Origin of the sequence: Amycolatopsis sp. NPDC059021, from assembly GCF_042739895.1 — a bacterium.
Lineage (GTDB): Bacteria > Actinomycetota > Actinomycetes > Mycobacteriales > Pseudonocardiaceae > Amycolatopsis.
The window spans coordinates 34456-47302 of sequence record NZ_JBHYIQ010000012.1; the positions used below are offsets into that span (position 1 = coordinate 34456).

Genomic DNA, 12847 nt, shown 5'->3' on the forward strand with positions numbered 1-12847 from the left:
CTACCTCCTCGGCACAACACACTCCAGCTGGCCGGCGGCGGCCGTGACGCCCCCGGCGGCGGCGAACGAAGCCCGGATCGCGGCGGCTCCGGCCGGATAGCGGGGTTCGGACAGCACAGCCGCGACCGCCTTCCGGATGTCCGGTGCCTTCGCGCGGTCGAAGCGTAGCCGCACGCCCGCCCCGGCGGCCACCACTTGCTGCGCCAGCATCGACTGATCGTCCCGGATCGGCGCGACCACCAGCGGGACACCCGAGCCGAGCGACTCGCACACCGTGTTGTGGCCGCCGTGGCACACCACCGCCGACGCCTGCCGCACGACCTCGGCCTGCGGAATCCGGGTGGCCAGCAGCACCCCGTCGCCGATCAGGTCACCGGACGGGTCGACGACCACACCCTGCACGTCCGGCATCCCGGCCAGCGCGTCGACGCATTCGGCCAGGAAGCGGCGGCCGACCTCGGCGTTGGCCGTGCCGAGGGTGACCAGGACGAGCGGGCGGCCGTCGAGCGCGTGCCAGGGGAAATCCACCGCGGGCGCCGGTGCCGGCGCCGGGCCGACGAACCGCACCGATCCGGGCGTGGCCTGCCCCGCGAGCGCACAGGTGGTGAAGGCGAGCACGAGCTCCGGCGAAAACCGCAGATCACCGCAGGTGACGCCGTGCCGGGCCCGCAGGCCGTCCTGCAGATCGTCGATCCACGCGGCGATCTTGGGCAACGCGCGGAGCGGGTCCAGGAGTTCGGTGGACGTCGATGCCGACGTCACCCACGGCAGCCCGCATCGGCTCGCCACCAGCGCGCCCGCGAACGCCTGCTGATCGGCGACGACGACGTCCGGGCCGAAGTCCACCACCGCCTCGGCGACCCCGGGCACCATGGCGTCGGCGAGCGGGATCAAGTATCGCTCCCACAGGAACTTCAACGCCGCGAAGCCCCGCAGTCCCTCGGGACGCCGTTCCACCGCGAACGGCTCCGCGTCACCGGCGGCGAACACCCCGGCCGCCCCGGTCAGCTCCGACGTCGCGGGTTCCGGACCGCACCAGGCGACCTCGTGGCCGCGGCCCGCCAGCTCACCGGCCACCGCGCGCAGCGGCGCCACATGCCCGGTGAGCGGCGGGACGACCAGCAGGAACCGGCTCATCCCCCGGCCCCGCCGTGCCGGTCGATCCACTTGATCAGCAGTTCGCGTACTTCCCGGTGCTGCTCGACCAGCACGGAGTGTCCCTGACCCTCGAACACGTGCAGCTCGCCGCGCGGCAGCAGCGAGGTCAGTGCTTCCAGGTCGTCGGACTGATAGCCGTGACTGCCCAAAATGGACAGTACGGGACAGTCGATCGCGGCCACCTGCTCGGCGGTCAGCAGCGGGCCGAGCGGGACCTCCTCGGCCATCGTGGTCGACATGATCCGCTCCGCCGCCATCCGCGCGAGCCGCCGGTGGTGGGCGCTGTAGTTCGCCTCGATCCAGGCGAAGCTCTCCTCGACCTGCAGGAACCGCACGGTGTGTTCGAGGATCTGGGTCATCTTGTCCGCCCACAGCGCGGTCGCGGGCTCCGACTCGATGCACACGATGCTGCGCACCCGCTCCGGATTCGCGGCCGCGTAGCTGTAGGCGAGCGTGCCCCCGAAGCTGTTCCCGACCAAGTGTACCGGCCGCTCGGGCGCGACCTGGCGCAGCAGGTCGTCCAGGTCGGCCACGAAGTCGGCGATGGTGTACCCGCTTTCGGGACGCTCCGTCTTACCGTGGCCGCGCAGGTCGTAGCTGATCACGTCGATGCCGGCGGCGGCGATCGGCGGCGCCAGCGTGAGGTAGAAACTCGCCAGGCTGTCGGTGCCCATCCCGTGCAGGAACACCACGGTCTCGGTGCCCCCGGCGGGCACGAGCTGCACGTTCGTCCGCAGCCCGTTGACGGTCATCGTCGGCATCGGGTCACCCTCGCCTGGCGAGCCGGTCGGCGACGTAGTCCGCGATGTCGCCGACCCGCAGTCCGATCACGTCGTCGAGATCCTTCTCCGCCAGGAACTCCGCGAGGTTGACGTCCTCGCCGTAGTGCTCGGCGAGGATGCTCGCGAAGGTCACCAGGTCGATGCTCTCCAGCTGGAGGTCCTCGTGGAACGTGGTCTCCGGTGTGATCTCGATGCCCAGCACCTCGGTGTCGCCGACCAGCTCGCCCAGCAACTCGGCGACGGTGGCGAAGACGGAAGCCGGCAACTGCTGTTCGATCGTCATGTCGTGCTCCTGTTTGTCCCACAACGGTTCCAGGCCACGACGTGGCCCGGTATCCCGGCCGACTCCATGCCGGCCCCGATCTCGTCGGCCAGCCCGCTCGCGTCCTCCTCCGACCGGACGGCGATGCGGGGCGGCACCGGGTCGCCGCGGTCGCGGACGAGGGCGACCGCGAGATCGCCGGTCTGCGCGACCGCGACGGCGAGGTCCGGCAGTTTCCTGCCGTACAGCCCCGAAACACCGGTCGCGTCGGGGTGCACGCGGATTTCGGCCGGATACACCGCGTCCACGCCGTCGGCGGCGAGCCGCGCGCGGACGGCGTCCTTGATCGCGACCCGCTCCAGCAACCAGCCTCGTTGCCGCCGGGGCGCACAGGCCGCGTACTCGGCCCGTTCACCCGCGCCGAGGTACACCCCCGCGTAGATGTCGCGCGCCGCGACGCTCGGCCAGCGGTCGGTGACCAGCGTCCAGGATCCCTCGTGCGTCTCGGAAAGCCGGTGCCGGTCGGGGAAGGCGTAGACGCGGTGGGCGGCTCGGTCACAGGGGAAACGGATGTCGCGCCACTGCTCGATCCTCGCGAGGACCTTCCCGTCGCGGACGAGTTCGGCGTCCATCTCCAGCACGTCCGGCCGCGGCTGCCGGACGCGGACCAGGCAGCCCAGCCGCGTCCCCGGCCCGGGTTCGGGGCCGTACCAGGTGATCCGGCCCATCGAGGTGGGGAACGCGAGCAGCCCGTCGGGGCAGGTGCTCATCAGCCAGCAGCCGAGCAGCTGGCCGACGTTGTCCAGCAGCGCACCAGGGGCGGGCGGCACGACGAGCTCGCCACGGATGTGCTGCTCGCCGATCCCGCTCAGCCGCACCAGCCCCTGGTACGCCGGGCCGTGGAACATCTCCCGCCGGGTGTAGACCTCGGCCGCGGTCAACGGGGGCGCGGTTTCCGATCCCGGCACCGGGAAAGGCAGCGGGGCCGCCGGATATCGCTGTCCCAAGTGGACGTTCAGCGTGGCGTAGGGCCCGATCTCGACGTGCACCCGATCGCCCTCGCGGGTCATCGAGAGCGGGACGCGCTGGGCGGGCGCGGCGATCAGCCAGCGCGAGAACGCCGCGTTGTCCACTCCGGTCGCCACCGTTCCCGGCCACGTCCGTTCCGCCGTCCGGCAGGCGAGGTCGACCAGTGTCGTCGCGGGGACGACCGGCCGGAAGTCCGCCTCGTCCGGCCAGCCCTCCCGCTGCCGGAAGAACCGATGGTCGGCCAGATACGGCATCGCGGCGAGCGAAACGTCCACAGTGGACGCCGCGTGTTCGGGATCCCGCCTGGCCGCGGCGCTGACGACGCTTGCCGCGGTTCGCCGGGTCTCGGCGAGCAGCGCGGTGAACTCGGCGACGATCGCGTCCGGGACGCCGTCGGGAATCTCCGGCAGCGCCTCGCTGCCTTCCAGCATCCCCTTGGCTTCTTCGGCGACCGAAAGCAGCGCACCGGCCGTGTCGAGCCGGATCCGCCGGGGCTCCAGCGCGGCGAACCGCGGCTGCCCGCCCTCCGCCCACACCGCGGTCGCGACGCGGCGCAGCTGGCCGAGCCCGGAACGCGAACCCGACGCCGCCGCGACGACCAGATGCGGCCGCTCCCCCAGCGTGTCCGCCACGAACGAGCCGACCTGCCCGGCGCCGGCCTGCACGAACACGCGGACGCCGTCGTCATACAGCGCGTCGACCAGTTCGCGGAACCGGACCTTGCGCACCAGGTGCGCCAGATACAGCTCCCGAACCTCGACCGCCGACGCCGGATACGGCCGGGCGGTGGTCGCCGACCACACCGGGATCCTCGGCGCGCTCAGCTCCAGTTCCGCCACGAGCCGGGTGAACGGGCCGAGCCGCGAACGCAGCAGCGGGGTGTGGAAACCGGAGCGGAACGGGAGCGTCCTCGCGACGATTCCGCGTCCGGCGCACAGCCGGGCGAGCCGGGACGCGGCCGCGGGGTCGCCGCACACGATGGTCTGCCGGGGCGCGTTCTCGTGCGAGATCATCAGTTCCGGTTCACCGGCGATCAGTTCGGCCGCGCGCTCCGCCGAACAGCCCAGCACCAGGAAATCCGCCTCCGGCAAGGTGAAACCCTGCGGCCAGTACTGCGCCATAAGGTCCGATGTGGACTGTGCGGGGTACATCCCGGCGGCCTGCATCGCCGTCCATTCGCCGACACTGTGCCCGGCCACCGCGTCCGGCGTGACGGCGATCCGCCGCAACGCGGCGTCGAGCATCAGCCCGACCTGGGACACGCTCGACGCGCGGTCGAGCACGCTCGCCGTCGACCACTCCGGACGTTCGAGCCCGAAGTGCCGGGCGACGTCGGCGCAGTGCGGTTCCGCGTCGGCTTCGAGCCCCGGATAGACGAACGCCGTCTTCGCCCCGGGCCGACGCAAAAGCGGGTCGACCGAGCACCAGATGTCGTTGGGGCCGTGCCAGGACTTACCCTCGGCGGCGACCTTCGCCAGTACCCGGCGGGCCACCGCGAGCCGCTTCTCGTCCGGGCCGACGATGCCGATCCGGCACGGGCCCGCACCCTCCACATCGGACTGTTCCGGGCGATCGAGCAGCTCCCGCAACGCGTCCGGAGTGGACGCCGCGAGCCGCAGCACCCGCTCGGGTTCGCCACCGACCCGGGTGCGACGACGCCGTGCCGGAGCGGGATCACCCTCCTCCAGCACGACGTGCGCGTTGACACCGCCGAAGCCGAACGCGTTGACCGCGGCCCGGCGGGGCACGCCGCCGCCGTCCCACGGCTGCGCCTCGGACAAGGCGCGGAACCGGGTCTTTTCCAGCAGCGGGTGGGGATCCGCGCAGTGCAGCGTGGGCGGCAGGGTGGCGTGGCGCAGCGCGAGCGCGGCCTTGACCAGGCCCGCGACGCCCGCGGTGGGCAGGGTGTGCCCGATCATCGACTTGACCGAGCCGATCACCCCGCGTGGCCCGGCGGGCGGGCCGAACACCTCGGCGACCGTGGCCAGCTCGGCCGCGTCCCCGGTCGGCGTCGCCGTCCCGTGTGCCTCCAGCAGTCCGAGCGCGCCCGGCGCCGCCGGATCGAGCCCGGCCGACGCCCACGCGCGGCGCAACGCCAGCGTCTGACCGGTGACGGCGGGGCTGAGCAGGCTCGCACCCTTTCCATCGCTCGACGTCCCCGAGCCGCGCACGACCGCGTAGACCCGGTCGCCGTCACGCCGCGCGTCGTCGAGCCGCTTGAGCACCACGACCGCGGTGCCCTCGCCGATCAGAAGGCCGTCGGCGGTACGGGAAAGGGGGCTGATCCGCTGGCTCGGCGACAGCGCGCCGAGCTGCGTGAACATCGACCACAACGTGTCGTCGTGGCAGTGGTGCACCCCGCCCGCCAGCACGACGTCGCAGCGGCGCCGCGCGAGTTCCCCGATCGCCTGGTCCACCGCCACCAGCGAGGACGCGCACGCGGCGTCCACTGTGTACGCCGGGCCACCGAGGTCGAGCCGGTTCGCCACCCGCGAGGCGGCCAGGTTCGGCACCAGCCCGATCGCCGTGTCGGGCCGGAACTCGCCGAGCGGTTCGAGCAAGGCGGTCCGCAGCCGGTCGAGGACCTCCGGCCGCGCCGAGGGCAGCAGCTCGCCGACGGTGTGGGTGATCTGCCGGACCGACCGGACCCGCTGCTCGAAACGCAGCAGCCCCGGCGAAAGGTAGCCGCCGCGGCCGAGGATCACCCCGGCTCGTTCGGGATCGCCGAGCTTCGCCAGGCCACCGGCGTCGTCGACGGCGGCGACCGCCACCGCCAGCGCGGTCAGCTGGTCCGGTTCCATCCCGTCGATCGAACTCGGCACGATGCCGCACGCCGCCGGATCGAACTCGAGGGTGTCGGCGACGAACCCGCCGCGCCGCCCGTAGGTGCGGTCCGGCGCGCCGCCGTCACCGGCGTGGAAGCTCGGGTCCCGCCGGTGTGCCGGGATCTCGGTGACCGCGTCCGTGCCGGAGACGATGTTGTGCCAGTATTCGTCCACAGTGGACGAACCGGGCAGGAACACGCCCATCCCGACGATCGCCACGGCCTCCTGGCGCCCCACAGCGCTCACCACAGTGACGCCGTGTACAGCACCGAGCGGACCTCGGGCGAGCCATAGGCCAGCTCACGCAACAACGCCGCGGTGCCCTCGGCCGGGTCGATCAGCGCGACCTCGCGGCGCTCGTACTCGCGCGCGAGTTCGGACGACACCATGCCGCCGTGGTCGTCCGCCGGGGCCCATGGTCCCCAGTGGACGGTCAGCGCGCGGCCGCCGGTGCGGTTCGCCCAGTGCTCGCCGAGGGTTTCGAGCGCGTCGTTCGCCGCCGCGTAGTCGGTCTGTCCCCGGTTGCCGAGCACCGCGGCGATACTGCCGAAGAAGGTGACGAACCCGGGCCGCACCCCGGACTGCTCCAGCGCGTCCAGCAGCGCCCTCGCACCGTCCACTTTGGTCCCGTAGACCGTGCGGAACGACTGTTCGTCCTTGTCCGCCATGAGCTTGTCGTCGATCACCCCGGCCGCGTGGACGACACCGTCGATGCTTCCGTAGCGGGTGTGCAGATCCTTCACGACCTGCCGGACGGCGGCGCCGTCGCGCACGTCCAGCGTGCGGTAGGCCCCGCTACCCCCGGCGGCGTGGATCTCGTCGAGAGTCCTGGCGATCTCCCGCTGGGCGACCACTGTCCGGACCCGGCGCTCGATCTCGGCGACGGAACCACCCCGCGCGGCGAGCGCGGCACGCACGGCCTGCGCGTCCCCCGGCAGTTTCTCGTCCTCGGGCTCGGCGGGCCACGGCGTGCGCCCGGCCAGTTCGATCCGGCATCCGCTCGCCGCCAGCGCGACCGCCGCCCGCGCGGTGATCCCGCGCGCGCCCCCGATCAGCAGCACCACGGAGTCCGCGCCGAGGCCGAGTGCCCGGGTCTCGCCGCCGTCGGGGCCCGCGCCCGCGTAGGCGATCGAGCCGAGGTCGGCGGCCGTGGGTTCGATCGTCGCGCGGCCCCCGGCGTCGTACCGGACCACCGCGGGACCGTCGGCGAGCGCCTCCTCCAGTACCACCTTCCCGACGTCCACAGTGGACTCCAGCTCGACCAGCCTGGTCATGGGGTCCCGCTCCCGCGCGGCCGCGCGGATCAGCCCCCGCAGTCCGGCGCCGTGGTCCGCCCCGGCCGCCGCCACCACGACCACCGCCCCGCGCGCGGCCTTGAGCAGGCCGAACACCTGCGGGGCGACCGGCTCCTCGGCACCGGCCAGCGGATTCAGCACCACCACGATGTCCGCCTCGGCAGGCTCCCCCGCCTCCGCGCCCGCCCCGGCGAACACCGACCGGACGGACTCCGCGAGTTCGTCCTGCCCGGGTTCACCGACGACCGCGACCGTCCTGCCCCGCACCCGTGCGGTGTCGAACGTCCCCAGCGGCGCGGGAATTCTGGTGAGTACATAGCGGGCAGGCGCCTTCCCGGCAGGCGCCTCGGCAGCCGGTGGCGCGGCCACGACCGGCTGCTGCTCCGGGGTCACCCATTTCTCCAGCCGGGTGGCCAGCGCGGCGGCGGTGCGATCCCGGCTCAGCTGGTCCTGGCCGTCGTCGTGGACCCGCCCGGACAGGCCGAGCTTCGCCAGCAGCGTGCCCGCGATCTCGGTGCGTTTGATCGAGTCGATCGACAAATCGGCTTCCAGATCCAGATCGCCGTCGATCATCTCGGCCGGATAGCCGGTGCGTTCGCTGATCACGCCGATCACCGTCGCGAGGACGTCGACCTCCTCGGCGACGGCCACCGGTTCGGGCTCGGGAACCGGCGCCGGGGCGGGAGCGGTGATCTCGATCGGGGGCGGCAGCACCACCGGCGCGGCGGGCACGGCAGGCGCGGCCGCCGCCCCGAGGTAACCCAGCATCACCTCCCGCTGGGCCGCGACGAGTTCGCGGGTGGTGCGGAGGAATTCGACGACGGCCTGGTCGCGGCCGGGCACGGGCTGGTTCATGGTCGTCCTCGGGATTCGTCGGGCGGGCACGAGCCCGTGGGCGGGGACCTCGCCACCGGGCGCGCGGACCAGCTGGCCGTCCACCGTCCAGCCGCGAGCGGGCGGCGGGCCGAGCCGGACCCGGCCGCGGAAAAGCCGTTCGGTGCGCACGCCGGCCCCGGTGACGGCGAGCCGCGCGAGCGCGGTCAGGAAGCCCCGCAGGCCGGGACCGCCGGGATCGCAGGCGATCACGGTGTGCGGCCGATCGCCGAGGATCTCCCCGGCCAGCCGGGAAAGCACCCGGCCGGGCCCGGCCTCGACGAAGGTCCGCGCCCCCGCGGCATACATGTCCTCGATCACGTCCACGAACCGCACCGGCGCGCCGATCTGCGCGGCCAGCTCGGCACGCACCGCGTCCGGCGCGTACGGCCGTGCGGTGCGGTTCGACCAGACCGGCAGGCCCGGTTCCGCGATCTCCGCGGCGTCGAGGTCGACGGCGAACACCGCGCCGGCCCCGGCCACCACCGGGCTGTGGAACGCGCACGCGACGGGGATCCGCTTCGCCGCGACGCCCTGTTCGCGCAGCCGCCGGATGGCGCGTTCCACCGCGGGTGTCGGTCCGGAAAGGACGGTCTGCTCCGGCGCGTTGTGATTGGCCACCACGACATCGGGGCCGATCAGCATAGCCGGGAGAGCGTCGCGAGACGCCTTGACCGCGGCCATCGCCCCGGGGTCGGCCCCGGTCACCCCGGCGATCGACCGCGCCCTGGCCCGGCTGAGCGCCACCAGCGTCGCGGTGTCGAAGGCGCCGGCGACCGAAAGCGCGGCCAGTTCGCCGTAACTGTGCCCCGCCAGCAGATCCGGCCGGACCCCGAGGTCGGCGAGCAGACGGCAGACCGCCGATTCGACGAGGCCCAGCGCGGGCTGCGCCACCTGGGTGTCCTTGAGCGATTCCTCGTGCGCCGCCTGGGTTTCCTCGTCGAACGCACGCGGCGGGAACGTCTTCGCCGCGACGTCGGGGGCCAGCCGCAGCACCTCGGCCAGCTCCGGGAAGTGCACGAACAGCTCGGCCAGCATCCCGGTCCGCTGGCTGCCCTGACCGGGGAACAGGAACGCGACCTTGCCGGGTTCGCCGCTCTCGGCGGTGATCCCGCCGCGCCCCTCGGCAGCGTCCCGCAGTTCGGCGAGATCGCCCGCGACGACGGCGAGCCGCACCGGCTCGGTCCCCGCGTCGGCGCGCTCCGAGGCGAGCGCCGCCAGTTCCCGCAGCGGGCGTCCCTCGTTGGCCGCCATCAGTTCGCGCAGTGTCCCGCGTGCACTGTCCACATCGGAGCCACGGATCAGGAACAGCTCGGCCGCCCAGTCACGCGGCCCGTGCCGCCGGTCCGGCCGCACCCCGGGAGCGCCGAGCACCGCGTGGAAGTTGGTCCCACCGAACCCGAACGCGCTCACTCCGGCGAACCGACGTTCGCGCGGCACTGGCGTCGGCCGGGCTGCGGTGGAGAACGTGAAGGGACTGCGCTGCGCGTCCCAGGCGGGATTCGGCCTGCTCAGGTGCAGCGTGGGCGGCACGACCTCGTGCCACAGCGCCAGCGCTGCCTTGATCAGCCCGGCCAGTCCCGCGGCACATTTCGTGTGCCCGATCTGGCTTTTCACCGAACCGAGCGCGCAACTGCCCGGCGCGGCCCCGGCGTCGGTGAAGAACTCGGTGAGCGTGGTCAGCTCGGTGGCGTCGCCGACGACCGTGCCGGTGCCGTGCGCCTCCACCATCGCAACGTCCACAGGGGACACCGCCGCGTCGCGATAGGCCCGTTCCAGCGCGCGGCGCTGCCCGTCCGGACGTGGCGCGGTCAGCCCGAGCGCCTTGCCGTCGCTCGCCGCGCCGACCCCCTTGACCACGGCGTAGATTCGGTCACCGTCGCGTTCGGCGTCGGCCCGGCGCTTGAGCACGAGACAGGCGACACCCTCGCCGAGCGCGATCCCGTCCGCCGCCGCGTCGAACGGACGGCAGCGCCCGGTCGGCGACAACGCGCCCGCGGAGGTGAACATGAGGTAGTCGTTGATGCCGTTGTGCAGATCGACCGCGCCGCACAGCACCATCGCACTGGTGCCCGCCCGCAGCTCCTTCACCGCGAGGTCCAGCGCGGCCAGCGAGGAACCGCACGCCGCGTCGACGGTGTAGTTCGCGCCGCCGACGTCGAGCCGGTTGGCGATCCGGCCGGAGATGACGTTGGCGAGCGTGCCGGGGAAAGAGTCCTCGGTCAGCTCGGGCAGCTGGGCGAGCAGCTCTTCGGGGACGTCCTCCAGGTAGCTCGGCAGCAACGCCCGCAGCACGCCCGCGTTCGCCAGGTCGCCCCCGGCTTCCGCGCCGAAGATGACGCTGGTGTGCTCGCGGTCGAAGCCACCTTCACCGTAACCCGCGTCGACAAGCGCTCGCCGCGCCATCTCCAGCGACACCAGCTGGGCCGGGTCGATACTGCCCATCGACGTCGGCGGGATGCCGTAGGCAAGCGGGTCGAAGTCCAGCGGAGGCAGGAAGCCACCCCACTTCGACGCGGACTGGCCGTCGGCCTGCTGTCCGAAGTAGACGTTCTTGTCCCAGCGCTGGTCCGGGACCTCGGTCACGGCGTCGGTACCCCGCAGGATGTTCGACCAGAACGCGGGCAGATCCGGCGCGCCGGGGAACGCGCAGGCCATGCCGACGATCGCGATGTCACCGTCCACAACGGACTCCCCGGACGCGGGGACCGCCCCCTTGGCGCGGAGCAGTTCCGCCGCGCCTTCGGTGACCTCGCGGTGCAAGGCCGCGATCCCGGTGCGTTCCCCGCGCAGCACCGCGACCTGGCCCGCCATGTACATCCCCTCGGCGAGCTGAACCTGCTCGCCGACCGCGACGAGATCCGCGCCCTCACGGCGGATCCCCTTGCTCGCGATCCGGAGCCGCCCGGTGTTCAGCTCCTCCAGCCGCTGCCAGCTCTCCTGTGGGGCGACGCCCCGCGCCCGCAGCTGGTCCTTCAGCGCGGCGAACTCCCCGGTGTACGGACTGGGCAGGCAGCGGGTGAGGTGACCGGGCGCGGTTTCCAGGGTGACCGTGGCGTCGGCGCCGAGCATGCGGTCCTGGAACAGTCCCGTGATGGCGCCGTGGGTCACCGCCTCCTCGGTGAACAGGTACGCGGTGCCCATCAGCACCCCGATCCCGGCGCCTCGCGCGGCCAGCGGCTCGGCCATCGCGGCGACCATCGCGGCCGAACGCGCGTCGTGCACACCACCCGCGAACAGCACTTCGACGTCCTTGATATCGGCGCCACCGTACTCGCGCAGCACGTCGAGCTGCTGTTCCCACAGCACGAAACTCGACCGTGGCCCGATGTGCCCGCCGCATTCGGCGCCTTCGAACACGAACCGGCGGATCCCGGCGTCGAGGAACTGCCGCAGCAGGATCGGCGAGGGCACGTGCAGGAAGGTCGCGATGCCGTCGGCCTCCAAGGTCTTGGCCTGCGGGGGTTTCCCGCCCGCGATCAGCACGCACCGCGGCCGCGCGGCCCGCACCGCGCCGAGTTGTTCGGCACGCAGTGCCTCGGGAACGAACCCGAGGATGCCCGCGCCCCACGGCCGGTCGCCGAGCCGGGCGGCGGTACGCCTCAGCAGCTCGGCCGTCTTGGCCCCATCGGCGGTGGCCACCGCGACGAACGGGAACCCGCCGTGCCCGGCGACGGCCGCGGCGAAACCGGGCTGATCACTCACCCTGGTCATCGGGCCCTGCACCACCGGCAGCGTGGTGCCCAGTGTGCGGCACAGCCGGGCACCCTGGTCCGCCGGATCCGCGGGCGGCGCGGCGAGGGAGCGCACCACCGAGCGGACAGCGCTTTCCGCGTCCTGGAACCGGTTCGCGAACAGTGCCGCGAGGCCGTCGTCGGCACGGGCCAGCTCGTTCCTGTCCGCGCGCGGGACGTCCGCCTCGGCGAACAGGCCCAGCGCGTCCAGCACGACCCCGGCCGCTCCCCCGGCGACCGCGGCCACCGCGGTGCGCGGGCCGATGCCGCCGTACGCCCAGACCGGGACGTCGTCGCCGAACCGCTCCAGCAGCCGTTGCAGCAGCACGAACGTCGTGAGTTCCGAGCCACCCGCTTCACTGCCGCGGGCGACGAGGCCGGAGGCACCGGCGTCGAGCGCGCGGACGGCCTGCTCGACGCCGGTCACCTCGGCCAGCACGGGTGCGCCGCCGCCTGGCCAAGGCGCGCCCTCGGCGAGCAGGACGAGCCCCGCGCCGCTGTCCCGCACCACCTCGGGCCGTACCGGGCACCCCGCGCCGAGCCGGACCCCGAACGGAAATCCCGCGTCCACAATGGACTCCCAGGCGGCCGGGGTGCCGCCGGGGTCGACGATCCCCAGCCCGCCACCGCGCGCGACGGCGGCCGCCAGCCCGGGGTCGGGCCGCCCGAGCGGGTGCACGCCGAGCACCCGCGTCCGCGCCGTCGCGTGACTCATCGGCAGGCCTCCTGTTCACCTCCCGCCCGGGGAGGACCTCGAGGATTCGACGATCTTCACCGGGGGTCCCCAAGAAATAACCTACTTGCCGTAGGGAGTGCAATACTGCCGCAGGAAAACTCGGGAAACAAGTGAATCCATGCTAAAGTCGCGGCGCCGCCGACGAATACATCG

The 12847-nt window shown here is 73.1% G+C and carries 5 protein-coding genes; all 5 read right to left on the minus strand.

Annotated elements, in window-relative coordinates; all coding sequences use genetic code 11:
* From ACFWX1_RS09500 to ACFWX1_RS09520, 5 genes are read right to left on the minus strand one after another with little or no spacing between them, the layout of a single operon-like run.
* Complete coding sequence (locus tag ACFWX1_RS09500; RefSeq protein ID WP_378385605.1) at positions 1-1137, minus strand: glycosyltransferase; 1137 nt, start codon at positions 1135-1137, stop codon at positions 1-3.
* The gene (locus tag ACFWX1_RS09505; protein ID WP_378385607.1) at positions 1134-1919 is read right to left on the minus strand and encodes an alpha/beta fold hydrolase; all 786 of its coding nucleotides are present in this window, start codon (positions 1917-1919) and stop codon (positions 1134-1136) included. Before ACFWX1_RS09505 ends, ACFWX1_RS09500 begins: the two co-directional genes overlap by 4 nt.
* Before the next feature lie 4 nt (positions 1920-1923).
* Positions 1924-2223, minus strand: coding sequence for a phosphopantetheine-binding protein (locus ACFWX1_RS09510; protein ID WP_378385609.1), 300 nt, complete (start codon positions 2221-2223; stop codon positions 1924-1926).
* A complete protein-coding gene (locus tag ACFWX1_RS09515; protein ID WP_378385611.1) occupies positions 2220-6293 on the minus strand; it encodes a beta-ketoacyl synthase N-terminal-like domain-containing protein in 4074 nt (1357 codons plus the stop codon). The genes ACFWX1_RS09510 and ACFWX1_RS09515 overlap by 4 nt, the downstream gene beginning before the upstream one ends.
* Positions 6294-6298: 5 nt before the next feature.
* Positions 6299-12673, minus strand: a complete 6375-nt coding sequence (locus ACFWX1_RS09520; protein ID WP_378385613.1) for an SDR family NAD(P)-dependent oxidoreductase — start codon at positions 12671-12673, stop codon at positions 6299-6301.
* Positions 12674-12847: the final 174 nt, after the last annotated feature.